The 25,705-nt window shown below is 71.0% G+C and carries 19 protein-coding genes; 3 read left to right on the top strand and 16 right to left on the bottom strand.

The genetic code is table 11. The annotated features are described in order from the left end of the window. Positions 1 to 50: 50 nt before the first annotated feature. From ispD to ABKA19_RS12575, 5 genes are all read right to left on the bottom strand, one after another. On the bottom strand, positions 51 to 746 hold the full coding sequence (gene ispD, locus ABKA19_RS12595; protein ID WP_502945783.1) for a 2-C-methyl-D-erythritol 4-phosphate cytidylyltransferase: 696 nt from the start codon (positions 744 to 746) through the stop codon (positions 51 to 53). Beyond that, positions 746 to 1,093 carry a cell division protein FtsB gene (gene ftsB, locus ABKA19_RS12590; RefSeq protein WP_353689191.1) on the bottom strand — a complete coding sequence of 116 codons (348 nt, stop codon included), beginning with the start codon at positions 1,091 to 1,093 and terminating at the stop codon, positions 746 to 748. Before ftsB ends, ispD begins: the two co-directional genes overlap by 1 nt. 13 nt (positions 1,094 to 1,106) lie before the next feature. Further along, a complete protein-coding gene (gene eno, locus ABKA19_RS12585; RefSeq protein ID WP_353689190.1) occupies positions 1,107 to 2,399 on the bottom strand; it encodes a phosphopyruvate hydratase in 1,293 nt (430 codons plus the stop codon). Positions 2,400 to 2,951: 552 nt separating this feature from the next. Beyond that, a complete protein-coding gene (pyrG, locus tag ABKA19_RS12580; RefSeq protein ID WP_353689189.1) occupies positions 2,952 to 4,613 on the bottom strand; it encodes a CTP synthase in 1,662 nt (553 codons plus the stop codon). A gap of 137 nt (positions 4,614 to 4,750) precedes the next feature. Continuing rightward, a complete protein-coding gene (locus tag ABKA19_RS12575; protein ID WP_353689188.1) occupies positions 4,751 to 5,014 on the bottom strand; it encodes a hypothetical protein in 264 nt (87 codons plus the stop codon). A gap of 221 nt (positions 5,015 to 5,235) precedes the next feature. Here ABKA19_RS12575 and parE point away from each other — a divergent pair, with 221 nt between their 5' ends. Next, on the top strand, positions 5,236 to 7,125 hold the full coding sequence (gene parE / locus ABKA19_RS12570; RefSeq protein WP_353689187.1) for a DNA topoisomerase IV subunit B: 1,890 nt from the start codon (positions 5,236 to 5,238) through the stop codon (positions 7,123 to 7,125). A gap of 518 nt (positions 7,126 to 7,643) precedes the next feature. Here the strand turns inward: parE and ABKA19_RS12565 are convergent. The 9 genes from ABKA19_RS12565 to araD1 all read right to left on the bottom strand — a co-directional run bounded on the left by ABKA19_RS12565 (position 7,644) and on the right by araD1 (position 20,463). Continuing rightward, positions 7,644 to 10,403 (bottom strand): tetratricopeptide repeat protein, encoded by a 2,760-nt coding sequence (locus ABKA19_RS12565; RefSeq protein WP_353689186.1) that lies wholly within the window; start codon positions 10,401 to 10,403, stop codon positions 7,644 to 7,646. A gap of 24 nt (positions 10,404 to 10,427) precedes the next feature. Continuing rightward, a complete protein-coding gene (locus ABKA19_RS12560; protein ID WP_353689185.1) occupies positions 10,428 to 10,985 on the bottom strand; it encodes an ECF-type sigma factor in 558 nt (185 codons plus the stop codon). A gap of 109 nt (positions 10,986 to 11,094) precedes the next feature. Next, positions 11,095 to 13,245, bottom strand: a complete 2,151-nt coding sequence (locus tag ABKA19_RS12555; RefSeq protein WP_353689184.1) for a glycoside hydrolase family 43 protein — start codon at positions 13,243 to 13,245, stop codon at positions 11,095 to 11,097. Then, complete coding sequence (yjfF, locus tag ABKA19_RS12550; RefSeq protein WP_353689183.1) at positions 13,242 to 14,252, bottom strand: galactofuranose ABC transporter, permease protein YjfF; 1,011 nt, start codon at positions 14,250 to 14,252, stop codon at positions 13,242 to 13,244. Before yjfF ends, ABKA19_RS12555 begins: the two co-directional genes overlap by 4 nt. Next, on the bottom strand, positions 14,249 to 15,304 hold the full coding sequence (locus ABKA19_RS12545) for an ABC transporter permease (protein WP_353689182.1): 1,056 nt from the start codon (positions 15,302 to 15,304) through the stop codon (positions 14,249 to 14,251). Before ABKA19_RS12545 ends, yjfF begins: the two co-directional genes overlap by 4 nt. Continuing rightward, the gene (locus tag ABKA19_RS12540) at positions 15,301 to 16,824 is read right to left on the bottom strand and encodes a sugar ABC transporter ATP-binding protein (RefSeq protein WP_353689181.1); all 1,524 of its coding nucleotides are present in this window, start codon (positions 16,822 to 16,824) and stop codon (positions 15,301 to 15,303) included. Before ABKA19_RS12540 ends, ABKA19_RS12545 begins: the two co-directional genes overlap by 4 nt. 64 nt (positions 16,825 to 16,888) lie before the next feature. Further along, complete coding sequence (locus ABKA19_RS12535) at positions 16,889 to 17,866, bottom strand: ABC transporter substrate-binding protein (protein WP_353689180.1); 978 nt, start codon at positions 17,864 to 17,866, stop codon at positions 16,889 to 16,891. A 95-nt stretch (positions 17,867 to 17,961) separates the two neighbouring features. Beyond that, the gene (locus ABKA19_RS12530) at positions 17,962 to 19,401 is read right to left on the bottom strand and encodes an aldehyde dehydrogenase family protein (RefSeq protein ID WP_353689179.1); all 1,440 of its coding nucleotides are present in this window, start codon (positions 19,399 to 19,401) and stop codon (positions 17,962 to 17,964) included. A gap of 54 nt (positions 19,402 to 19,455) precedes the next feature. Next, the gene (gene araD1, locus ABKA19_RS12525) at positions 19,456 to 20,463 is read right to left on the bottom strand and encodes an AraD1 family protein (protein WP_353689178.1); all 1,008 of its coding nucleotides are present in this window, start codon (positions 20,461 to 20,463) and stop codon (positions 19,456 to 19,458) included. A gap of 153 nt (positions 20,464 to 20,616) precedes the next feature. Here araD1 and ABKA19_RS12520 point away from each other — a divergent pair, with 153 nt between their 5' ends. Next, positions 20,617 to 21,579: a LysR family transcriptional regulator gene (locus ABKA19_RS12520; RefSeq protein ID WP_502945782.1), complete on the top strand. Its 963-nt coding sequence runs from the start codon at positions 20,617 to 20,619 to the stop codon at positions 21,577 to 21,579. Positions 21,580 to 21,623: 44 nt separating this feature from the next. Here ABKA19_RS12520 and ABKA19_RS12515 read toward each other — a convergent pair whose 3' ends face one another. Together ABKA19_RS12515 and ABKA19_RS12510 are read right to left on the bottom strand one after the other, a co-directional pair. Beyond that, positions 21,624 to 22,565, bottom strand: a complete 942-nt coding sequence (locus ABKA19_RS12515; RefSeq protein ID WP_353689177.1) for a Gfo/Idh/MocA family protein — start codon at positions 22,563 to 22,565, stop codon at positions 21,624 to 21,626. A 79-nt stretch (positions 22,566 to 22,644) separates the two neighbouring features. Further along, positions 22,645 to 23,703 (bottom strand): aldose epimerase family protein, encoded by a 1,059-nt coding sequence (locus tag ABKA19_RS12510; protein ID WP_353689176.1) that lies wholly within the window; start codon positions 23,701 to 23,703, stop codon positions 22,645 to 22,647. A 228-nt stretch (positions 23,704 to 23,931) separates the two neighbouring features. Here ABKA19_RS12510 and ABKA19_RS12505 point away from each other — a divergent pair, with 228 nt between their 5' ends. Continuing rightward, positions 23,932 to 25,656, top strand: a complete 1,725-nt coding sequence (locus ABKA19_RS12505; RefSeq protein ID WP_353689175.1) for an IlvD/Edd family dehydratase — start codon at positions 23,932 to 23,934, stop codon at positions 25,654 to 25,656. Positions 25,657 to 25,705: the final 49 nt, after the last annotated feature.

Raw genomic sequence — 25,705 nt, 5'->3', positions numbered from 1 at the left:
GCCGACACCATCACGACTCCGACGCCGGTGCCGCCCCTGGGGCTGTGCTCCTACGACGGCCGTCGTGAGAGCTCGAACTCGAATCGTGCCAGGTCCGCGGGCGTGGTGACCTTGAAGTTGTCCTCGCGCCCCTCGACCAGCAGCGGGCGCGCACCCTGGCGCTCCAGCGCCATCGCCTCGTCGGTCACCTCCACGCCGGCGTCCGCGGCGGCCTGCAGGGCGCGGGCCAGCTGCAGGCGGCGGAACAGCTGCGGCGTCAGCGCGCGCCACAGCCGCTCGCGCGGCTCGGTGCGGTCGATGCCGCCGTCGTCGCCGGCGCGCTTGAGGGTGTCGCGGACCGGGGCGGCCAGGATCGCGCCGACCGGATCGGCACGGCCCTGTTCCAGCAGGCGGTCGAGGTCGGCCGGCGCCAGGTTCGGCCGCGCGGCATCGTGCACCAGCACGAAATCGTCGGCGCGCACCGATTCGGGCAATGCCGCCATCGCCGCGAGCACGGACGCGGCGCGACTGGCGCCGCCGGTGCACGTGAGCACCGGCTTGCCTGCATGGTCGCTCCAGCCCGGCCACCACGGGTCGTCGGCCGCCAGAGCCACGACCACGCCGGCCACCGCCGGATGGGCCAGCAGAGCGTCGAGCGTGTAGGCCAGCAGCGGGCGTCCGCCGACCTGCAGGTACTGCTTGGGTACCTCGCCACCGAAGCGCGTGCCGCGCCCGGCGGCGGGGACGACCGCCCAGACCGACGCCATCAGTCGGCCTCCCCGGCGTTCGCCTCGCCCGTGGCGTCGGGGTCGGGCGCCGGCGCGCGCTGCGCCGGATCCTCCACCACCCGGTAGAACAGTTCGCCCGGCTTGATCATGCCCAGCTCGCTGCGCGCGCGCTCCTCGACCGCGGCCACGCCTTCCTTCAGGTCGCGCACCTCGGCGGCCAGTGCTGCGTTGCGTTCCTTCAGGCCGCCGTTCTCGCGGCCCTGGTGTTCGACCTGGGCCTCCAGCGCCGCGACCTCGCCCGCGCTGCCGATGCCGAACCAGAGCCGGTACTGCAGCCATCCCAGCAGCAGCACCAGCCCCAGCAGCACCCAGCGCATCGCGCGCATCGCGGCTCCGGCGTCAGCGCTTGAGCGAGACGAAGGCGCTGCGGCCGGCGTAGCGGGCCGATCCGCCCAGCGCTTCTTCGATGCGCAGCAGCTGGTTGTACTTGGCCACCCGGTCGCTGCGGCACAGCGAGCCGGTCTTGATCTGGGTGGCGGTGGTGGCGACCGCTATATCGGAGATCGTCGTGTCCTCGGTCTCGCCGGAGCGGTGCGAGACGATCGCCGCGTAGTTGGCGTGGTGCGCCATGGCGATGGCTTCCAGGGTCTCGGTCAGGGTGCCGATCTGGTTGACCTTGATCAGGACCGCATTGGCGGTACCCGACTCGATGCCCTGCTTGAGGATCTTCGGGTTGGTCACGAACAGGTCGTCGCCCACCAGCTGCACCTTCGAACCGATGCGCTCGGTGATCAGCTTCCAGCCGGCCCAGTCGTCCTCGGCCAGGCCGTCCTCGATGGTGATGATCGGATACTGCGCGGCCCAGTCGGCGAGGAAGTCGACGAACTGCTCGGACGACAGGCGCTTGCCCTCGCCGACCAGGTGGTACTTGCCGTTGTCGTAGAACTCCGAGGAGGCCACATCCAGGCCCAGCATCACGTCCTCGCCCGCGGTGTAGCCGGCCTTGCCGATCGCCTCGAGGATGGTGTCCAGCGCTTCGACATTGCTGCGGAAATCCGGGGCGAAACCGCCCTCGTCGCCGACCGCGGTGCTCAGGCCATGGCCCTTGAGCACCGACTTGAGCGAATGGAAGATCTCGGTGCCCGCGCGCAGCGCCTCGGAGAACGAGGCGGCGCCGACGGGCAGGACCATGAACTCCTGGAAGTCGACGTTGTTGTCCGCGTGCGCGCCGCCGTTGATGATGTTCATCATCGGCACCGGCAGGGCCACGTCCGACTCGGTGATCGTGGACAGGTACTGCCACAGCGGCTGCTTCTTCGAGGCGGCCACGGCATGGGCGTTGGCCAGCGACACGCCCAGCAGCGCGTTGGCGCCCAGCCGGCCCTTGTTCTCGGTGCCGTCCAGGTCGATCAGGCGGCGGTCCAGGCCCTGCTGGTCGGCGGCATCGAAGCCGGCCAGCGCGGAGGCGATCGCGCCGTTGACGTTGGCTACCGCGTTCTTCACGCCCTTGCCCAGGTAGCGGGTCTTGTCGCCGTCGCGCAGCTCCACCGCCTCCTTGGTGCCGGTCGAGGCGCCGGACGGCACCGCGGCGCGGCCGAAGGAACCGTCGGCCAGGGTGACCTCGGCCTCGAGGGTGGGATTGCCGCGGCTGTCGAGGATTTCGCGGGCGTGGATCTTGGCGATGCTGGTCATGGAAGCGCAAACGTCCGGTGGGTGGAGTCGGGCAGGAGTTTAGCGGACCGCGGCCGGTCCTGCCTTGGTTTGCCCCTGTTTTCCAAGACTTGCGGGTTCCGGGTCGGTTGCCGGGGAAAGCATCGGGCGGTGACCGGGTCGTGGTCGCGGGACGGCGTAGCGGACGCGACGTTGCGGAGGCGTGGCTAAGGCGTCATGGCGAGGGGGTTCCCACCCTCCATGTCCCCCGGCACCGGTGAAGCCGGTGCCTCCTCCTTTACTTACGGGTGGGAACCCCCTCACCACGACGTGCGGAACTGGCGAACCTGCATGGAAGAGCAACAACCCAACAATGCGCACAGACAGCGTGCCCATGTGTGCGTACGACGGCAGGGCGTGGAGGCGCCGGCGCTTGCGCTTTCGTAGAGCCGGACTTGTCCGGCCGCTTCCGCCTTGAAGGAGCTATGCCCGGGAACTGGCTGCATACGACAGGGGCGCCGTTACGGCGCCCCTGGCAGGAGGTAAAGGAAGCGCCGGACTCAGCGGCGCCCTCCCTCGGGAAGCGCTACGGGCTCAGGCCCGCGCTTCCTTGAGCAGCTTGCCGCCGGCCTTCTTCTCGCGCGCGGCGCGGATGAAGCCGACGAACAGCGGATGGCCCTCGCGCGGCGTGGACAGGAACTCCGGGTGCGCCTGGCAGGCCAGGAACCACGGATGGACCTCGCGCGGCAGCTCGACCATTTCCACCAGCAGGTCGTCCATCGACTTGGCCGAGATGACCAGGCCGGCGTCTTCCAGCTGGGTGCGGTAGCGGTTGTTGAACTCGTAGCGGTGCCGGTGGCGCTCGGCCACCACGTCCTTGCCGTACAGCTCGCGGGCCAGGGTGCCCGGCTTGAGCCGCTGCTCCTGCAGGCCCAGGCGCATGGTGCCGCCCAGGTCCGACTTTTCGTCGCGCTTTTCGATCTCGCCGCTGTTGGTGCGCCACTCGGTGATCAGCCCGATCACCGGATGCTCGCACTGCTTGTCGTTCTCGGTGCTGTTGGCGCCTTCCAGGCCGGCCTTGTGGCGGGCGTAGTCGACCACCGCCGCCTGCATGCCGTAGCAGATGCCGAAGTACGGCACGCCGTGCTCGCGCGCGAACTGCGCGGTCATCACCTTGCCCTCGAAACCACGGTCGCCGAATCCGCCCGGCACCAGGATGCCGTCGACGTCGCCGAGCAGGGCTTGCGCGCCCTCCTCCACGTCCTGGGACTCCAGCCACTTCAGGTTGACCCGGGTGCGCTGGCGCAGGCCGCCATGCTTGAGCGCCTCGCCCACCGACTTGTAGGCGTCCTTGTGGTCCACGTACTTGCCGACCACGGCGATGGTGACCTCGTCGACCGGATGCACGGTCGCATCGACCGCCGCCTCCCATTCCGAAAGGTCGGCCGGGCGGGCCACCGGCAGGCGCAGGCGGTCGGCGACCAGGGCGTCCAGGCCCTGTGCGTGCAGCTCGATCGGCAGCTTGTACAGCACGTCCACGTCCTGCACCGAGATCACCGCGCGCTCGGGGACGTTGGTGAACAGGGCGATCTTGCGCCGCTCGCCATCGGGCAGCGGCTGCTCGCTGCGGCAGAGCAGCACGTCGGGCTGGATGCCGATCGAGCGCAGTTCCTTGACGGAATGCTGCGTGGGCTTGGTCTTCAGCTCGCCAGCGGCGGCGATCCACGGCACCAGCGTCAGGTGCATGAACAGCGCCTTGTCCGGGCCGCGCTCGGCGCGGATCTGGCGGATCGCCTCCAGGAACGGCAGCGACTCGATGTCGCCGACCGTGCCGCCGATCTCGACCAGGGCCACGTCGAAGCCCTCGGTGGCCTCGTCGATGCAGCGCTTGATCTCGTCGGTGATGTGCGGGATCACCTGCACGGTCGCGCCGAGGTAGTCGCCGCGGCGTTCCTTGCGGATCACGCTCTCGTAGATGCGGCCGGTGGTGACCGAGTTCCTGCGGCTCAGGCGCGTGCGCACGAAGCGCTCGTAGTGGCCCAGGTCCAGGTCGGTCTCGGCGCCGTCGTCGGTGACGTACACCTCGCCGTGCTGGAACGGGCTCATCGTGCCCGGGTCGACGTTGATATAGGGGTCCAGCTTCATCATCGTGACCTTCAGGCCACGGGTTTCGAGGATGGACGCAAGCGAAGCCGCGGCGATGCCCTTGCCAAGCGAGGACACGACGCCGCCGGTAACGAAAATGAGGGGAGTCATGGGCGGGGCTCCGGAAACCCATAGTCTACCGGCTCGCCCGGCCGCGCCCAAGCCATGCCCACCGCAACGGCCCGTTCCGGGCCGGAGAGGCCTGGCGGGGTTCCGCCGGGCCGGGTGCTATACCGCGAACCGCCGGTTCAGCGCGGGTCGCGCTGTTCTTCCTCTTCCTCTTCCCGCTGCGGGCGCTGCTTGTCGCGCCCGTCCTGGCCGGCCCGGGCGGCCTCGCGGCGCTTGGCGCGCTCGGCGGCCTCTTCGCGTTCGCGCTGCTCCTGCGCCTTGTGCTCGGCGAGCGCCGCATTCTGCTGGGCCTTGGACTGGCCGCGATCCTGGGCCAGCAACGGCACCGCCGCCGCGAGCGCCACCACGCCGGCGGCTACCGTCCAGAAAAATCGTCGATTCATCATCGTCCTCCTGCTGCCCTGGCCGGCGGGGCCGGCCGTGGTCTCGATCGCCAAGTGGGGCCGTTGCGCTGGATTTTCCAGCACCGGACCGCTCTGGCACACCGGTTATACCCTCCGGGCACCCTAGCCCCCCTGAACGGGGGGCCGGCGCAGGGATGGGGTGCAAAAAGCGGGGCCAGGCCGCACACTTCCGCGTCGCATCCGCGCCTTCGCAAGGTTCCATGAGCAGCCGCTACAACGCCGCCGATATCGAAGTCCTCTCCGGCCTGGATCCGGTCAAGCGCCGGCCGGGCATGTACACCGACACGTCGCGCCCGAACCACCTGGCCCAGGAGGTCATCGACAACGCCGTGGACGAGGCCCTGGCCGGCCACGCACAGGCGATCGAGGTCACGCTGTTCAGGGACGGCAGCTGCGAGGTGTCCGACGACGGCCGCGGCATGCCGGTGGACATCCACCCCGAGGAGAGGATCCCGGGCGTGGAGCTGATCCTCACCCGCCTGCACGCCGGCGGAAAGTTCAGCAACAAGAACTACACCTTCTCCGGCGGCCTGCACGGCGTGGGCGTGAGCGTGGTCAACGCGCTGTCCACGCTGGTGGAAGTGCACATCAAGCGCGAGGGCAGCGAGCACCGCATCACCTTCCGCAACGGCGACCGCGCCACCCCGCTGGAGGTGGTCGGCAGCGTCGGCAGGAAGAACACCGGTACCCGGGTGCGCTTCTGGCCCGACCCGAAGTATTTCGACAGCCCCAAGATCAACGCCCGCGCCCTGCGCCACCTGCTGCGCGCCAAGGCCGTGCTCTGCCCCGGCCTGACCGTGACCCTGTTCGACGAGGCCACCGGCGAGCGCGACACCTGGCATTACGAGGACGGCCTGCGCGATTACCTCAAGGGCGAACTGGCCGGCCGTGAACTGCTGCCGGCGGACCTGTTCACCGGCGCGCTGAAGAAGGACACCGAAGTGGTGGACTGGGCGGTCGCGTGGATCGCCGAGGGCGAGCTGGTGCAGGAGAGCTATGTCAACCTGATCCCGACCGCCCAGCACGGCACCCACGTCAATGGCCTGCGCTCGGGCCTGACCGATGCGCTGCGCGAATTCTGCGACTTCCGCAACCTGCTGCCGCGCGGCGTGAAGCTGGCGCCCGAGGACGTATGGGACCGGGTCGCCTTCGTGCTGTCGCTGAAGATGACGGACCCGCAGTTCAGCGGCCAGACCAAGGAACGTCTGTCCTCGCGCCAGGCCGCCGGCTTCATCGAAGGCGCCGCGCACGACGCCTTCAGCCTGTGGCTGAACCAGCATGTGGAACTGGGCGAGAAGATCGCGCAGATCGCGATCGAACGCGCCAGCGCGCGCCTGAAGACCGAAAAGCAGGTCGTGCGCAAGAAGGTCACCCAGGGCCCGGCGCTGCCGGGCAAGCTGGCCGACTGCATCAGCCAGGACCTGTCTCGCACCGAACTGTTCCTGGTGGAGGGCGACTCGGCCGGCGGCAGCGCGCGGCAGGCGCGCGACAAGGATTTCCAGGCGATCCTTCCCTTGCGTGGGAAAATACTCAACACCTGGGAAGTGGCCAGCAGCACCGTGCTGGCCTCCGAGGAAGTGCACAACCTGGCCGTGGCGATCGGCTGCGACCCGGGCAAGGACGACATCGGCGGCCTGCGCTACGGCAAGGTGATCATCCTGGCCGACGCCGACTCCGACGGCCTGCATATCGCCACCCTGCTGGCGGCGCTGTTCCTGCGCCACTTCCCGGCGCTGGTCGCGGCCGGCCACGTGTTCGTGGCGATGCCGCCGCTGTTCCGCGTGGACGTGGGCAAGCAGGTGTTCTACGCGCTGGACGAAGAGGAAAAGCGCCTGCTGTTGGAGAAGATCGCCCGAGAGAAGATCAAGGGCCAGGTCAATGTCACCCGCTTCAAGGGCCTGGGCGAGATGAACCCGGAGCAGCTGCGCGAGTCGGCGATCCATCCCGACACCCGCCGCCTGGTCCAGCTGACCGTGGACGATGGCGAGCAGACCCGTGCGCTGATGGACATGCTGCTGGCGAAGAAGCGGGCGTCGGATCGCAAGGCGTGGCTGGAGACCAAGGGCGACCTGGCCTCGCTGGAAGTCTGAGCGTCGCGCTTCAACACCGCTGGGCCGTGGCGACGGCCCCACCGTCGTCGCACCCCGGTTCGGCGGGGGCGCGGCTGGAGACCAAGGGCGACCTGGCCTCGCTGGAAGTCTGAGCGTCGCGCTTCAACACCGCTGGGCCGTGGCGACGGCCCCACCGTCGTCGCACCCCGGTTCGGCGGGGGCGCTGCTGGAGACCAATGGCGACCTGGCCTCGCTGGAAGTCTGAGCGTCGCGCTTCAACACCGCTGGACCGTGGCGACGGCCCCACCGTCGTCGCACCCGGGTTCGGCGGGGGCGCTGCTGGAGACCAAGGGCGACCTCGCGTCGCTGGAAGTCTGATCCAGGCGCTTCAAGTCCGCCGGGCCGTGGCGACGGCCTGAACGCCGTCGCACCCGGCGCTCGCGGGGCGCGGCGATGGCCCGGTTGCCTTGTAGGAGCCGATTCATCGGCGACCCGACGCCCCTGACTGCACGCGACTCCATACCCATGCCCGGACGCCGCAGCCCGCCGATGAACCGTCAACCCTTGCCCAGGCTGCTTTCCAGCGCGTCCAGGCGAAGCGGCAGCTCCGAGCCGGGCACCAGTTGCGCACGCAGCACCGGCGCCGCCTGGCGCACCTGCGCACGCGCCTGGTCCACCTGGCCCGCCTGCAGCAGCGCTTCCGCATAGGGGACCCGCCAGCGCGCGGTCGAGATGCTCTCGCTGCCGAACTGGGCTTCGGCCTGCGCCAGCGCCAGCGCCCAGGCCTCCACCGCCTCGGCCGCGCGGCCGCGGCGCTGCAGCAGTTCGGCGACCAGCGCCTGGTGGCGGAACACCAGCGCCGGTGGCTTGCCCGCGAACAGCGGCCGCAACGCCTCGAGGGTGGCGTCGGCAGCCTCGAACCGTCCCGCGCGCAGCTCCCATTCCGCCCAGCCCAGGCGCGTGCGCAACATGTCCGCCGCATCCGGCTCCAGCCTCGTCGCCCAGGCGGCCATCGCGCGCGCGATCAGCGGCTCGGCCTCGGCCAGGCGGCCGACGCGCATCAGCGCCCGCCCGAGGTTGACCTCCGCGCGCAGGGCGCTCGGGTTGTCCGGGCCCAGGCTCGCGCGCCGGTACTCGAACGAGCGGCGGAACAGCTGCAGCGCGCGCTCCGGGTCGCCACGCGACTCCTCCAGCGTGGCCAGGTTGTTCAACGTGACCATGTAGCTGACGCTCTGCTCGCCGGACACTTCCGCTTCGACCGCGAGCGCGCGATCGTAGTACTCGGCAGCCAGCGCGTACTCGCCGAGGTCCTGGTTGAGGCTGGCCAGCTCGTTGTAGGCGGTGGCGGTATGGTCGCTCGCCTCGCCGAACAACTCGCGCGCCAGCGCGAGGTTCTGCCGCTGGAGCCTTTCGGCCTCCGCCAGGCGGCCCTGCTCGGCCAGGGTCATGGCCAGCACATGGCGCGTGCTGAGCACTTCGTAGGAACGCTCCCCGCTGAGCTCGCGCTTCATCGACAGCGCTTCCTCCAAAGCGGCCTCCGAACCGGCAAGGTCGCCGCGCCGGCGGTAGAGCAGGCCGAGGTTGTGCTTGGCCACCGCGAGCATCCGCGGCGCGTCCGGCAGCAGCCTGCGCATCTCCATCGAACGCAGCAACGCGGCTTCGGCGTCGTCGAAATGCTCCTGCTCCATGAGCGCCAGGCCGAGCGAGTTCCAGGCATGCGCCGCGGCGGCGCCGTCCGCGGCGGCCTCGCCGTCGAGCACGGCAAGCGCGCGCCGGGCCATCGCTTCGGCTTCCGTGCCCCGCCGGTCGTTGGCCAGCAGCGTGGCCAGGTCGCTCATCGCGCCGGCAGCCAGCATCGGCTCGTCCACCCCGTCGGCCAGCAGTCCCTCCACCGCCGCGCGCAGCAGCTCCTCCGCCCGCTGCGGCTGGCCGATGTTCTTGTAGGCCAGGCCGATCACCTGCTGCACGCGCGCGCGGATGGCCGGCGAGTCGGCCAGTTCTGCATCGATGCGCGCGGCACCGGCGTCCAGCACCTCGCGGGCCGAGGCCTCGGTCTCGCCCTTGCCGCGCTTGCGCGGATCGGCCGCCTCGAAGGCCGACAGCATGAACTGTCCGACCTGTTCGGCCACCTGCGCCTCGCGCTGTGCGCGCGCGCGCTCTTCGCCGAGCCGCCACACGAACGCCACGCTGAGGCCGAGCATCACCGTCGCCACGCCCGCGGCCTGCCAGTGCCTGCGCAGCCCACGCCCGAGCCGGTAGAGGCGCGATCCCTGCCGCGCGCCGACGGCGCGATGGTCGAGGTAGCGCTGGACGTCGTTGGCCAGGGCTTCGACCGACGCGTAGCGCCGGCTTGGGTCTAGAGCGCAGGCCCGGGCGGCGATCGCATCCAGGTCGCCGCGCAGGCGCCGGCGCCACCGGCAGTCGGCGCCCGCCCACTGGCTGGGCGCGACCACCGGGAGCGCGCTGTCGTCGGCGCCGCGCTCGATCCGCCGGTCCGCCAGCAATTCCACCAGCAGCACGCCGAGGCTGAAGACATCGCTCGCCACGCCCACCGGGCGTCCAGCCACCGTTTCCGGCGCGGCATAGGCGGGCGTGCAGAACATCGCGCCGGCGCCCTGCCCGTCCTCGTCCATCAGACGCGCGATGCCGAAGTCCAGCAGCACCGGTTCGCCGTCCCCGCGCACCAGGATGTTGCTCGGCTTGAGGTCGCAGTGCACCACCAGGTGCGCATGCGCGGCCTGCACCGCGCGGCAGGTGCGCACGAACAGCGCCAGCCGCTGCCGCAGGTCCGGCCGGTGCGTGCCGCACCATGCGTCCAGCGGTTCGCCTTCGACGAACTCCATCACCAGGTACGGCAGCCCGGCGGCCGTGGTGCCGCCGTCGTACAGCCGCGCGATGTTCGGGTGCTGCAGGCCGGCGAGGATGCGCCGCTCCTCGGCGAGGCGTTCGGCGGTGCGCGGGTCGGACAGGCCGCGCAGCAGCTTGACCGCGACCTTGCGCGCGTAAAGGTTGTCGGCTCTCTCGGCGGCATAGACCACGCCCATGCCGCCCGATGCCAGCCGTTCGGCCAGCCGCCAGGGGCCGAGGGTGTCGCCCGGCTGCAGTTCCGGCGCGGACATCCGCGACAGCAGGCCGTCCAGCGGCGCGCGGGCGCGCTCCAGGGCGACCGTCTGCGCGCCCAGCAGTTCCAGGGTCTCGCGCAGCAGGTCCGCATCGCCGGTCAGCCGCTCGAGCTCGCCGCGCCAGGACTCGGGCGGAAGGTCGCACACCGCGTCGAACAGTTCGCGCAATTGCTGCCAGCGCTCGTTACCGGCCATCCCCTTCCCCCAGATTTCGACGCCTCAGCCCAGCTGCCGGTTGAGCCACGCCCGCGCGAAGCGCAGGTCGCGGTCCACGGTCGGCACGGATACCTCGAGCACGGTGGCTATCTCCTCGTGCGACATGCCGCCGAAATAGGCCAGTTCCACCGCGCGCCCGGCACGCTCGTCGTGCGAGCCCAGCTGCTCCAGTGCCTGGTGCAAGGCCAGCACGTCGTAGTCGCCGACATCCTCGTTGTGCGCGCCGCTGTCGACGTGCGAGAGCGTCACGTTGATGGCGCCACCGCCGCGCTTGGCAGCCACGTTGGCGCGGGCGTGGTCGACCAGCACCGCGCGCATCTTGAGTGCGACCAGGGCGAAGAAGTGCGCGCGGTCGACGTAGCCGACATCACGGCCAAGCATGCGCAGCAGCGCCTCGTGGACCAGCGAGGTCGGGCGCAGGGTGACGTCGCCGCGGCCACCGCCCAGGCGCGACACCGCCATCTCGCGCAGCGCCTCGTACACGGCGTCGAACAGGTGCTCGCGGGCCTGCAGGTCGCCTGCACGCCACGACAGCAGCAACCGGGTGATGTCGTCCGACACGCCTGTTCCCCCATTGGCCGGCCGGCGGCACGGGCCGGCAACAGGTCGCCGATTATAGGCAATGTTGCCGCGCGCGCCGGAACCGCCGCCGCGCGAAGCGCTGAACCGCTCAGCGCGCCGCGCGCCAGGCCAGCACCGTCCCGTCGCGGCGGTCCGGCCGCGTGCCCGGCCGGTCGGCCGCGTAGGGCTCGCCCGAATCCGGCGAGAAGCCGAGGTAACGATGGGTCCGCAAGGACAGCAGCATGGCTTCGCCGCGCAGCATGTCCTGCCACATGAACAGGCTGTCCGCGGACTCGTGCGCCGCCACGCGCACGTCCGCTGCAAGCCCGGCGCCGACCACCGTCAGGAAGCCGCCGCCATCCACCACCTCCAGCGCCACCCGTCCCTGGCCGCGGTCGTGGACTCGGAAGCGCGTCCCCTCATCGCCGGCACCCTCGCGGGTGGAGCGCAGCATGCCCAGCGGACTGATCCAGGCCAGGCTGCCATCGGCCCGGTTCGACAGCTGCACCACCTGTCCGAAGGGAACGTTGCGCGAGCGGTCGGCCAGCGGTTCCTCGACCCTGAAATCGTCGAAATCCGCATGGCCTCCCGCGGCGCCCGGGGCGCTGTACGCGAACAGCGCATAGCGCACGCCCTGGAATGTCTTCAGGCCGTAGGGCGTGCGCAGCGGATCGCCGAGTGGGATGAACCGCTCGCCATCGAGGCTGTACGCGAGCTGCGCCATATCGTCGTCGAAATCGGCGCTGGCGCGCAGGTGCACCCGCGCCGCCGGCAATGGCACGTCGAGATGCCGGTCGCCCTCCTGCGCATACCAGCGCAGGGTCGGGCCAGCCTCCTCGCGGACCACGCCGATCCACGCCGCGGGGATGTTCAACAGGCCCAGCCCGGCGGTATCGCCCGGGCGCAGTCCCGAGGCGTCCAGTTGCACGGTCGCCGAGGATTCGGGCCCGATGGCACGCTGGGTCAACGTGTTGCGCGCCCACAGGAACCCGTCCGCCGGCATGCTGTGCAGGCGCAGCGCGCCCGGGCGTTCGGACAGCGACCAGCGGCCCGGCACCGGTTCGTGGTTCCACTGCCAGAGCGGCTTGAGCGCGGGCGCGGAGAAATCGTCGCTGCGCTCCCAGGTCGCCGACGGCGTGGTCGCCATGCCGACATCGGGCTTGGTCCAGGTGCGCGGCGAGCGGCCGAGGTTGCCCGGCAGGCCGAAGTACGGCCAGCCGTCGTGCCAGGTCACCGGCGAGAGGAAGGTCGTGCGCCCGACCGACTTGAGGTCCATCATCGAGACGCCCCACCACTGGCCATTGGCCAGCTGCACGATGCCGCCCTGGTGCAGCGGCACCGCGCCCAGGGCATTGTCGCCGGGCTTGTGCATGCGGAACGGCGTGGCACCGGTGGGCAGCGGATCGCGCTGGCCGATGTTGTCCAGCCACCAGCCGCGCTGGGTGCCCATGGTTTCGCCGGCGCTGATCACCACCGTTTCGTAGGGACCCTCGACCCGGTCCGCGCGCGCCGCCTGCATCCGCCCGACCGGCGCGTAGTTGGCGCTGATGATGTAGTAGCGGCCGTCGATCTTGTAGAAGTGGTGGCCTTCGCCCATCGCCTGGCCGGCGGGAATGAGCACCCGGTCGCTGCCTTCGACGACGCCGCTCAGGTCCGGCTTCAGCTCGACCATCCGCACCTGCTGGTAGTCGTAGACCGCGTACACGCGGCCGTCGTCGTCGAACAGCACCGAGAGGTCGTGCAGGCTGCGGCCGAGCGAGCGGTGCTGCCAGGGACCGGCCGGATCGCGCGCGGTGAACACCTGCACGCCATGGCCGTTGATGTTGGAGAAGATGTAGAACGTGCCGTCGTGGTAGCGGATGCACGGGGCCCAGATGCCCTGCCCGTAGCTCTCTTGCCCGTTGGCGAGGCGGAACGCGTCGCCCGGCCCGAAGCCGGGCATCGCGTACGACAGGAAGCGCCAGTTGACGAGGTCGCGCGAGTGCAGCACCGGCAGGCCCGGCACCGCGTGCATGGTGGTCCCGACCATGTAGAAGTCGTCGCCGACCCGGATCAGGTCGGGGTCGGAGAACTCGTCGTAGAAGAGCGGGTTGGTGAAGCTGCCATTGCCGTTGTCGGCCATCCAGGTGGTCGCGGGCGCGGCCAGCGCCGGCCACAGGCCCGGCGGGCAGGCCGCCAGGGCCAGCAGGAGCAGGCACGCGCGCCAGCGGCGCCGTGCCGGCGCGCCGGCGGCGTTGCGCGGTGGAGCGTGGGCGTTCATCCGGCCTGCCGTCGCTGCGATGTGCGAAGCAGCAGCCGCTGCAGCACGCAGAACACGAGCAGCAGCGCGCCAATCGCGATCCGCGTCCACCACGAACTGAGGCTGCCGTCGAACACGATCAGGGTCTGGATCAGGCCCAGCACCAGCACGCCGACCAGGGTGCCCAGCACGTAGCCGCTGCCGCCGGCCAGCAGGGTGCCGCCGATCACCACCGCGGCGATCGCGTCCAGTTCCAGGCCGTTGCCATGCAGGCTGTAGCCGCTGAGCATGTAGAAGGTGTAGACCACGCCGGCCAGGGCCGAGCAGAAGCCGCTCAAGGCATAGACCCGCACCAGCGTGGCGGCCACCGGCAAACCCATCAGTGCGGCCGATTGCTCGCTGCCGCCGATCGCGTACACGGCGCGACCGAACCGGGTCATGCCGGCCAGGACCGCGCCGCCGGCCACGACCAGCAGTGCGACGAGTGCGCCGAACGAGAGGGAGGCGCCGCCACCGAGCGGAATCCGCAGGTTGGCCAGGGCCACGTGGAAGGCGTGGTCGATGCCGATCGACTCCACGCTCACCAGCGTGGCCGCGCCGCGGGCCAGGAACATGCCGGCCAGGGTGACCACGAACGGCGGCAGCCGGTAGCGCTGGATCATCACGCCCATCGCCGCGCCGAAAGCCGTGCCCAGCGCCAGCACCAGCGCGATCGCCGCCAGCGGATGCCAGCCGTGGTGCTGCACCAGGCTGGCCAGCAGCACCGTGCTGAAGGCGACCACCGCCCCCACCGACAGGTCGATGCCGCCGGTCAGGATCACGAAGGTCATTCCCACCGCGACGATCAGCAGGAAGGCATTGTCGATCAGCAGGTTCAGGAACACCTGCGGCGACAGGAAGCCGTCGTACAGCACGCCGCCGGCGACCGACATCGCCACGAACAGCGCCACCGTCACCGCCAGCGACACGTGGCGTGGGTCGCGCCACAGCCGCGGCAGCCATCCGGCGCGAACCGGCACCGCACTCATGCGCCGCCTCCATGCCCGGCCGGGCGCGAGCGCGCGCGCAGCTGCGCGCGGAACGCCGGCGACTGCAGCAGCAGCACCACCAGCACCAGCAGGGCCTTGACCACCAGGTTCACCTGCGGCGGCACGCCGATCGCATAGATGGTCGTGGTCAGGGCCTGGATGATCAGCGCGCCGACCAGGCTGCCGGCGAGGCTGAAGCGGCCGCCGGCCAGGGCGGTGCCGCCGAGACTGACCGCCAGGATCGCGTCGAGCTCGAGCAGTTGGCCGGCGTTGTTGGCATCGGCGCTGGCGACGTTGGAACTGACCAGCAGCCCGGCCAACCCCGCGCTGAAGCCACAGAACACGTAGGCCGCCCAGGTGATGACGCGGGCGCGCACCCCGGCCACGTGCGCCGCGACCGGGTTGTGGCCGATCGCGCGCACGAACAGGCCCAGTGCACTGCGCTCCAGCAGCAGCTTCAGGCCCACGAACACCAGCGCGACCACGAACAGCGAGAACGGCAGCCCGAACAGGAAGCCGTTGCCGAGGAAGGCGAACGGTTCGTAGTAGATGGTCAGGATCTGGCCATCGCTGAGCAGCTGGGCGATGCCGCGGCCGGCCACCATCAGCACCAGCGTGGCGATGATCGGCTGCAACCCCAGCTTGACCACCAGCAGTCCGTTCCACAGCCCGCATGCGGCCGCGGCGGCCAGCGCCGCGGCGATCGCGGCGAACAGCGGCAGCAGGCCCTCGGCGCCGGCGGCCTGGGTGCGCGCGATCGTCCAGGCGGCGACCGTGGCCGCGATCGCCAGCACCGCACCCACGGAGATGTCCAGGCCGCGCACGGCGATCACCAGGGTCATGCCCAGCGACACCAGCACCAGCGGCGCGGCGCGGTTGGCGATGTCGACCAGGTTGCCGTACAGGTGCCCGTCGCGCCATTGCAACGCCAGGAAGCCCGGGTTGAACAGGCCGTTGCCCAGCAGCAGCAGGCCCAGCGCCAGCAACGGCCAGAACAGCGGATGCGCCAGCGACCATCGCAGCACGCGCCGCGTCGCGCCATCCGCGCTCATGCGGGGCCCTCCACCCCGGTTCCGGCTTCACCGGCGATCAGCGCCAGCACCTGCGCTCCGCTGCTGCCGCCGGGCAGTTCGCCGGCGAGGTGGCGATCGCGCATCACCGCGATGCGATCGCCCAGGCGGGTCAGCTCCTCGATCTCGGCCGAAATGAACAGCACCGCCATCCCCTCCCGCGCCAGCCGCACCACTTCGCCCATGATTTCCTGCTTGGCGGCGATGTCGATGCCGCGGGTGGGTTCATCCAGGATCAGCAGCCGCGGCGCGGTGGCCAGCCAGCGCGCCAGCACCACCTTCTGCTGGTTGCCGCCGGACAGGGTGCCGGCGGCGGCTTCGATGTCGCCGGCCTTGATGCCGAGCAGGGCGACGAAGCGCCGCGCCAGTTCGCGTTGCCGCGACGGAGCCAGCGCGCGCCGCCAGCCGAGCCGCGCCTGCAGCGCCAGCACGATGTTCTCGCGCACCGACAGTCCCGCGACGATGCCCTCGGTCTTGCGCTCTTCCGGGCACAGCGCCAGGCCGTGCGCCACCGCTTCGGCCGGATGGCGCAGGTCGACCGGCGCGTCGTCGATGCTCAGCCGGCCCTGGTCGGCGCGGTCCAGGCCGAACAGCAGCCGCGCCAGCTCGGTCCGGCCCGAACCCAGCAGCCCGCCCAGCGCCAGCACCTCGCCGGCCCTCAGTTGCAGGTCCACCGGTCGCAGGCTGCCGCGCCGCGCCAGTCCGCGCGCCTCCACCAGCACCGCGCCTTCGCCGGCGCCGGCACCGCCCGGGTCGCGGCCCGCGGCCATCCCGACCTCGCGCCCGACCATCGCCGTGACCAGCGCGGCATGCGGCAGCTGCGCCGGCAGGAACTCGCCCACCAGGCCGCCGTTGCGCAGTACCGTGATCCGGTCCGACACGGCGTAGACCTGGTCCAGGAAATGTGTGACGAACAGGATCGCCATGCCGCGTTCGCGCAGCCGGCGCATCACCGCGAACAGCTCGCGCACCTCGCCCTCGTCCAGGCTGGAGGTGGGCTCGTCCAGCACCAGCACCCGCGCCGACACGCCCAGCGCGCGCGCGATCGCCACCATCTGCTGCACCGCCACCGGATAACCCGACAACGGCCGGTCGACATCGATGTCCAGGTGCAGTTCGCGCAGCAGTGCGCGCGCGCCGGCGCGCACCTGCTTCCAGTCGACCAGGCCCAGGCGCCCGCGCGGGTAGCGGCCGGCAAACAGGTTCTCGGCCACCGACAGGTTCGGGCACAGGTTCACTTCCTGGTAGACGGTGCTGATGCCCTCGCGCTGCGCATCCAGCGGCGTGGCCGGCGCGATCGTGCGCCCGTCGAGGGTGATCGTGCCCGCATCCGGCGCTTCCACGCCGGTGAGCAGCTTGATCAGGGTCGACTTGCCGGCGCCGTTCTGGCCCATCAACGCATGGATTTCGCCGGCACGCAGCGACAGCCCCGCACCGTCCAGGGCCACCGTCGCGCCGAAGCGCTTGCGCAGGCCGGTGGCCTCGAGCACCACCGCGCTCATGCGCGAACGCCCGGCGCCAGCGCGCGGGGCTGACACCGCGAGGCCTCGATCGCCATCACGACGCTCAGTACTTGCGGCGCGGCAGCTCGGCGGCCGCCTGCTCGCGGGTGAACACGCCCTCCTCCACCTCGACCCGGCGCGGCACCGGCCGGCCCGCATGCACGTCGCGCACGAGGTCGGCCAGCTGCGGGCCCAGCAGCGGGTTGCATTCGATCGTGGCGTTGAGCTTGCCGGCCTTCATCGCCTCGAACGCGCCGCGCACGCCATCGATGGATACGATGCGGATGTCCTCGCCCGGCTTGAGTCCGGCGGCTTCGATCGCCTGGATCGCACCGATGGCCATGTCGTCGTTGTGCGCGAACAGCACGTCGATGCCACCGGGGCCCTCGGCCTTGAGGAACGCCTCCATCACTTCCTTGCCCTTGGCCCGGGTGAAGTCGCCGCTCTGCGAGCGGACGATGGTGAAGCGCGGATCCTGGCCGAGGATCTCCTTGAAGCCCTTCATGCGGTCGTTGGCCGGGGCCGAGCCGACCGTGCCCTGCAGCTCGACGACGCGGACCGGCCCGGCCTGGCCTTCGCTGTCCTCGATCAGCCAGCGCGCGGCCTTGCGGCCCTCCTCGACGAAGTCCGAACCGATGAAGGTGGCGTACAGCGACTCGTCCGAGACCGCCACGGCACGGTCGGTCAGCACCACCGGGATGCCGGCGGCCTTGGCTTCGCGCAGCACCGTCTCCCAGCCCGACTCCACCACCGGCGAGAACGCGATCACGTCCACGCCCTGGGCGATGAACGAGCGCAGCGCCTTGATCTGGTTCTCCTGCTTCTGCTGCGCGTCGGAGAACTTGAGGTTGAACTCCGGCGCGGCCAGCGCCTCCTTCACCGAGCGGGTGTTGGCGGTGCGCCACTCGCTCTCGGCCCCCACCTGGCTGAAGCCGACCGTGATCGCGCCATCCCCGGCCGCCGCCCCACCGTCGCCCTTGCCGCAGGCGCCCAGCACCGCCGCGCACAACACCGCCACGGCCAGCTTCAAACCCTTGTTCATCGCTCCTCCCTCGATGCATATGGTGGTGCCGCGGCCAGGGGCTGCCCCGGCGGATGCCGCGCGCCCTCCAGCGCGCGGCCGCGGATGTGCGGCGGTCAGGCCGCGGTGTAGGCGGTCTTGACCGTCGTGTAGAACTCCACCGCGTAGCGACCCTGCTCGCGCGGACCGTAACTGGATGCCTTGCGCCCGCCGAACGGCACGTGCGGATCCACGCCCGCGGTCGGCAGGTTGACCATCACCATGCCCGCCTGGGCATGCCGCTTGAAATGTGTGGCGTGCTTCAGCGAGGTGGTGCAGATGCCCGCGCACAGGCCGAACTCGGTGTCGTTGGCCAGCGCCAGCGCCTGCTCGTAGTCGTCGGCGCGCAGCAGCGCGGCCACCGGGCCGAAGATCTCCTCGCGCGCGATCCGGTCCGAGGGCTTGGCCGCGAACAGCGTCGGCGCCAGGAAGTGGCCCTGGGTCTTCCACTCCACGCGCCCGCCGCCGGCGAGCAGCTCGGCACCGTCGTCGTGGCCGGCCTGGATGTAGGACAGGTCGGTCTGCAGCTGCGCGCCGCTGGCGACCGGGCCGATGTCCACGCCCTGTTCCAGCGGATCGCCGACCTTGATCCTGGCCAGGCGCGCCTGCACCTTCGCCACGAACTCGTCGTAGACCGCGCTTTCCACGATCAGCCGGCTCGAGGCGGTGCAGCGCTGGCCGGTGGAGAAGTAGGCGCCGTTGACTGCGCACTCCACCGCCTGGTCCAGGTCGGCGTCGGCGAGCACCACCAGCGGGTTCTTGCCGCCCATCTCCATCTGCACCTTGAGCGCGCGCGCGGCGGCCTGTTTGAGCAGCGCGTGGCCGGTCGGCACCGAGCCGGTGAAGGTCAGCGCGTCCAGGCGCGGATGTTCCACCAGCGCCTGGCCGACCACCCGGCCGCTGCCCAGGACCATGTTGAACACGCCCTCGGGCAGCCCGGCGCGCGACAGGATTTCGGCGATCGCCCACGCGCAGCCCGGCACGATCTCGGCCGGCTTGAACACCACCGTGTTGCCATAGGCCAGCGCCGGGGCGATCTTCCAGGCCGGGATCGCCAGCGGGAAATTCCACGGCGCGATGATGCCGACCGTACCCACGGGTTCGCGGGTGATCTCCACGTCGACGCCGGGGCGGGTCGAGGCCAGCTTCTCGCCGGGGATGCGCAGCGCCTCGCCGGCGAAGAACTTGAAGATCTGCCCGGCGCGGGCGGCCTCGCCGATGCTCTCGGCCAGGGTCTTGCCCTCCTCCATCGCCAGCAGCCGGCCCAGCTCCGCCTTGCGCGCCAGGATCTCGCTGCCGACGAAGTCGAGCACGTCGGCGCGCTGCTGCGGGGTGGTGAAGGCCCACTTCGGCAAGGCGGTGGCAGCGGCATCGACCGCCTGCGCGGTGCGCGCGGCGTCGAGCACGCCGTAGCCGCCGACCGGGCTGGCCAGGTCGGCCGGGTTCTCGTCGGCATGGCTGCCGTCGCCTTCGACCCACTGGCCGGCGATGTAGCTGCTGAAACGCTGTTCGCTCACGGTAATGCTCCCTGGATCATGGTCCGCCCGCGGGCGGCGACTGCCTGCGCCACCCTACAGGCTGCGGACCCCGCCGGGGGCGAAGCCGGCGGCGACGGTGCGCAACGGATTGGCCAGCGGCGCGCCCAGCTCGGGCAGGTCGACCTCGAACACGTCGCCGGGCTCGGCGCGCACGCCGTCGGCGAAGCTCAAGGTGGCGGTGCCGAAGAAGTGCAGGTGCACGTCGCCCGGCCGGCGATGGGCCGCGTACTTGAAGTGGTGGTACTCGAGGTTGGCCAGCGAATGGCACATGTTCGCCTCGCCGGTGAGGAAGGGCTTCTCCCACAGCACCGCGTCGCCGCGGCGGATCCGGCTGGTGCCGCGCAGGTCGCGCGGCAGCGGGCCGGTGCGCAGCTCCGGACCGACCGCGCAGGCGCGCAGCTTGGAATGGGCCAGGTAGAGGTAGTTCTGGCGCTCGGTGACGTGGTCGGAGAACTCGTTGCCGATGGCGAATCCGAGCCGGTGCGGCGTGCCGTCCGGGCCGATCACGTACAGGCCGACCAGCTCCGGTTCCTCGCCGCCGTCCAGGGCGAAATCCGGCGACGGCAGCGGCGCCCCGGGCGCGACCACGATGCCGCCATCGCCCTTGTAGAACCACTCCGGCTGCGCACCCGCTTCGCCGGCCGCCGGGATCCCGCCCTCCACGCCCCACTGGAACATGCGCATGGAGTCGGTGAGGGTGCCGGCCTGTGCCTGCTGCTGCAGGTTCTGGTGCATGGCGTCGCGGGCCGCGGCGCTGCCCAGGTGGGTCAGGCCGGTGCCGGTGACCCGGCAGTGCGCCGGATCGGGGTGGTGCAAGGGCACCAGCACGCGCCCCTCGCGCAGCAGCGCGGCGTAATCGAGCCGGGTGTCGCCGGGAAGCGCGGCTACTTCCGCATCGAGGCTGCGTCCGGCGTCGATCGCGGCCGTCGCCAGGGCGTGCATGCTCGCCGGGCCTTCGAGCAGGCGCACCTGCGCGCCGCCGGCGTCGACCTCGCCGACCCGGGTCGCCCCGTCCTCGTCCACCAGCTGGATCAGTCGCATCGCTTCGGTCCGCCCTCGCAGGTTTGGCAGGCACGCGCGCCCTGCGGGCGGGCATGCGGGCCTCTGCCGGCATTCTGCCGGCTACCGCCATATGCATCCAATACAAATTGGTGCATAACATATACGCACATTCGTATCGCCGAGGTGACCTGCTTGGCCCAGACCCTGCCGTGGTTCGTCCGTGCCCGATTGAAGACGCGGCAATTGATGCTGCTGATCGCGATCGACGAGGAAGGCAACATCCACCGCGCCGCCGAGACCCTGGCGATGTCGCAGCCCGCCGCCTCCAAGCTGCTCAAGGACCTGGAGGAGATGCTGGGCGTATCGCTGTTCGAGCGCCTGCCGCGCGGCATGCGGCCGACCTGGTACGGCGAGAGCATGATCCGCCACGCGCGCATCGCCCTGGCCAGCCTGGGCGAGGCCGGCGCGGAGATCGAGGCGCTGAAGGGCGGCTGGGCCGGCAGCGTCGCCATCGGCGCGATCGCCGGGCCGGCGATGACCCTGCTGCCGACCGCCCTGGCCCGGATCACCCGGCAGCACCCGGAGCTGCGCATCTCGCTGCTGGTGGAGAGCAGCGACGTGCTGCTGGAACGGCTTGAGCAGAACCGCCTCGATTTCCTGCTGGCGCGGCTGTTCGAACGCCACGACAAGCGCCACCTGCACTACCAGGCCCTGGCCGAGGAGGAGGTCTGCGCGATCGCGCGCCCGGGCCATCCGCTGCTGGCACCGGGCGCGGCCGACCTGCGCCAGCTCGCCCAGGCGCGCTGGATCGTGCCGCCGGAGGGCAGCGTGCTGCGCCATCGCTTCGAACTGATGTTCCGCGCCGCCGGGCTGCAGCCGCCCCGGCACGTGATCGCCACCGCCGCGCTGGTGTTCATGACCAAGATGCTCGAGGAGAGCGACTACGTGGCGGTGGTGCCGGTGGACGTGGCCCGCCACTACGCCGCGCATGGCGTGGTCGCGATCCTGCCGCTGCAGCTGTCCTGCCGCATGGACTCGTTCGGGATCATCACCCGCACCGACTGGCTGCTCTCGCCGGGCGCGCGCACCGTGCTGCAGGCGCTGCAGGAAGCCGCCGCGGCGGTCTACGGGACGCCGCCTACGACGCAGGCGTGAGCTGCCCGGCCACGGCACTGTGCGCCCCGGCGCACCGTCGAGGTTCAGTCGTGGAAGTCGGCCACCAGCGTGCGCCGGCCGAGCATGAAGGCATCGGCGACATGGCGCAGCGGCGCGGTGTCCACGTCCGAGCGGCCGCTGGCAACCAGTTCGGCGAAGCGGCGGTACAGCATCGGATACTCCTGCTCGGGCTCGTCGTGCACGCGCACGCCATCCACCGACAGCCTCGCGCCGCCCTCGGAGAGCATCATCTCCCCGGCGTCGGTACGGGCGACGATGTCCCATTGCTGCCGACCGGTCTGGCGCCAGTCGAACTCGGCGACCAGGTCCAGGCCCTGCGCGTCGGTGAAGGTGATCGAGGCGGCGATCGGCGCCTCGCGGTTGCCGGGGAACTCCAGCGTGGCGCCAGTGGCGAACACCGGCCGCGGCAGGATCCGGGTGACGATCGACAGCGCATTGATGCCCGGGTCGAACACGCCCAGTCCGCCGGCGCGCCAGATCCATTCCTGATTCGGGTGCCACTGGCGCACGTCCTCCTTCCACGCCACCCGCATCGAACGGATGCGGGTACCGGCGAGGAACTCGCGGGCGGCCTCCACCGCCGGCGCATAGCGCGAATGCCAGCTGGCGAACAGGGTCAGGCCGCGTGCGTCCGCCATCGAAGCCAGGTCCTCGACCTCCGAGAGCGTGGCGCCCGGCGGCTTCTCCAGGAATACATGCTTGCCCGCCGCCAGCGCCTTGGCCGCGGCCTCGTAGCGGTACTGCGGCGGCATGCACAGCGAGACCGCCTGGATCGCGGGCACGGCCGCCAGCATCTCGTCGATCGAAGTGAAGTTGTCGATCCCGTCGACCTTGCCGTGACGGCTGGCCGCGGCAACCAGCCGGTAGCCGGCGTTGGCGGCGACCGCCGGCAGGTGCTGGTCGCGCACGATCTTGCCGACGCCGACGATCGCGAGGTTGATGGCTGGCACGGATGCAGTCTCCATGGAATGGGGTCGGGGACGCGAAAGCCGGAGTGCTCCCGGCCGTCGCCTTTTTTTCAAGATAGCAATGCGGCGAGGCGGCTCAGGCACGCGCCAGCGCGGCGGCGACCTCGTCCCAGCCGCAGGCACGGCCCGGCAAGGCGAAGCGGTAGTCGATGCGGCGCCGGAACACCGTGCCCGGGCGCAGGATCGAATCGGGGAACCCGCTGCGGTTGGGCGCGTCGGGAAAGCCCTGCGGCTCCAGGCACAGGCCACGGCCGATGCCCGGGTGCTGGCGATCCAGGGCCTGGCCGCCGTAGAGCTGCAGCGCCGGGGCGTCGCTGTCGATGCGCAGGGCGATGCCGCTGTGCGGCGAGTACAGCATCGCCGCGTGGTCGCGGGCGGCGTCGAGCACCAGGCAATGGTCGTAGCCGCCGCCGTGGCGCAACTGCGGATGGTCGCCGTCGAAGGCCGCCTCCAGGGTCCGCGCCACGCGGAAGTCGAACGGCGATCCGCCCGCGTCGGCCACCTCGCCGAGCGGGATCAGCGCCTCGTCCACCGGCAGGTAGCCGCTGGCCGGCACCTGCAGCCACTGCGCCGATGCCGCTACCGCCGGATCGCCGGCGAGGTTGAAGTACGGGTGGTGGGTCGGATTGAACGGCGTCGGCGCGTCGGTGGTCGCTTCGAAGTCCAGCTGCAGGTGCGCGCCGTGCAGGCGGTAGGTCGCCGAGACCTCGAGGTTGCAGGGATAGCCCTCTTCGCCATCGGGCGAGCGGTAGCGCAGCGCAAGCAGGTCCTGTTCGTGCGCCTCCACCGTCCACAGTCGCCGGCCGAAGCCGAGCATGCCCCCGTGCAGGTGGTGGCGACCTTCGTTGGCGCTGATGCGGTGCTGGCGACCGTCGAGCTCGAAGGTTGCCCCGGCGATGCGGTTGCCGAACCGGCCGACCAGGATGCCCAGGTACGCCGGATCGCGGAAGTAGGCCTGCGCGTCGGCCAGGCCGAGGACCAGGGGCGTTCGCCCCTGCGCTCCGGAAAACTCCAGGCCGGCCAGGATGCCGCCGAGGTCGAGGATCTCCGCCGTCAGCCCGTGCCCGCCGCCGAGCCTGAACGCCTGCACCGCAGTGCCATCCTCGAGCCTTCCGAAGGGCCTGGTCCGGGTCATGGATGCCGCCGCCTGTTGCCATCGGCCGCGATCCGGCCGCGCGCAGCATAGCCGCCTTGCGCGGACGCGCCACGCGGGCGGTCGACATTGCAATACCGGTATTGATCTGCGTCCGTTTGTTATTTTTCGAGCATATCCCTGCCGGGTAGCATCGCCCCCGACAACCGGCCGGCCGCGCCAGGCGCCACCGCACCGGTCGACCCCCAACCGGGCAGGGATCCCGCGCGCATGAGCGACTCCAGCAAGCCCCCCTTCCGCAGCCGCCGGTGGTTCGGCCGCGAGGGCAAGCAGGGCTTCTACTACCGCAGCTGGCTCAAGGGCCTGGGCCTGCCGCACGACCTGTTCGACGGCCGCCCGGTCATCGGGATCTGCAATACCTGGTCGGAACTGACCCCGTGCAACAGCTCCTTCCGCGAGCTGGCCGAACACGTCAAGCGCGGGGTGTACGAGGCCGGTGGCTTCCCGCTGGAATTTCCGGTGATGTCGCTGGGCGAGACCCAGATGCGGCCCACCGCCATGCTGTTCCGCAACCTCGCCTCGATGGACGTGGAAGAGTCGATCCGCGCCAATCCCATCGACGGCGTGGTGCTGCTGATGGGCTGCGACAAGACCACCCCGTCGCTGTTGATGGGCGCGGCCAGCGTCGACCTGCCGACGATCGGCGTCTCCGGCGGGCCGTCGCTGTCGGGCAACTGGCGCGGCCGGCCGCTCGGCTCGGGCACCGGGGTGATCGAGATGTCGGAAATGGTCCGCGCCGGCACCCTGTCCCAGGACGAATTCACCGAGGCCGAGGCCTGCATGCAGCGCTCCAAGGGTAGCTGCATGACCATGGGCACGGCCTCGACCATGGCCAGCATGGTCGAGGCGCTGGGCATGTCGCTGCCGGAGAACGCGGCGATCCCGGCGGTGGATTCGCGCCGCTTCCGCCTGGCGCACCTGTCCGGCCGCCGGATCGTGGAGATGGTGCGCGAGGACCTGCGCATGTCCAAGGTCCTCACCCGCGCCGCCTTCGCCAACGCGATCCGCGCCAATGCGGCCATCGGCGGCTCGACCAACGCGGTGATCCACCTGCTGGCGATCGCCGGGCGCCTGGGCGTGCCGCTGTCGCTGGACGACTGGGACGAACTCGGCTCGCGCCTGCCCTGCCTGGTCAACCTCAGGCCATCGGGCGAATACCTGATGGAGGATTTCTTCTACGCCGGCGGCCTGCCGGCCGTGCTGCGCGAGGTATCGCAGCACCTGGACCTGGACGCGATGACGGTCAACGGCCGCACGCTGGGCGAGAACATCGCCGATGCGCCGTGCTGGAACCGCGAGGTGATCCGCCCGCTGCAGCAGCCGCTGCGCGCCGAGGCCGGCATCGCGGTGCTGCGCGGCAACCTGGCGCCCGACGGCGCGGTGATCAAGCCATCGGCCGCCTCGCCGCACCTGCTGCGGCACCGCGGCCGGGCGGTGGTGTTCGAGAGCATCGAGGATTTCAAGGCGCGCATCGACGACGAGACGCTGGACATCGACGAGACCTGCGTGATGGTGCTGAAGAACTGCGGCCCGCGCGGCTACCCGGGCATGGCCGAGGTCGGCAACATGCCGCTGCCGCCGAAGCTGCTGCGCCGCGGCGTCACCGACATCGTCCGCATCTCCGACGCGCGCATGAGCGGCACCGCCTACGGCACCGTGGTCCTGCACGCTTCGCCGGAGGCGGCCGCGGGCGGGAACCTGGCCCTGGTGCGCGAGGGCGACTTCATCGAACTGGACGTACCGGGCCGGCGGCTGCACCTGGACGTGGACGACGCGGAACTGGCGCGCCGGCGCGCGCAGTGGTCGCCGCCACCGGCACCGGTGCGCGGCTGGGCCAAGCTGTACGTGGACCATGTGCAGCAGGCGCACCTGGGCGCCGACCTGGACTTCCTGGTCGGCGGCAGCGGCGACGGGGTCGACCGTGATTCGCACTGACGCTTCTCCCACCCCTTCCGCGGCCGTCCGGGGGGCATCGCCGCGGCAC

It is taken from the genome of Pseudoxanthomonas sp. Soil82 (assembly GCF_040446535.1).
Taxonomy (GTDB): domain Bacteria; phylum Pseudomonadota; class Gammaproteobacteria; order Xanthomonadales; family Xanthomonadaceae; genus Pseudoxanthomonas; species Pseudoxanthomonas kaohsiungensis.
The sequence above is the reverse complement of the archived record's forward strand: the minus strand, read 5'-3'. Positions and strand labels throughout refer to the sequence as shown.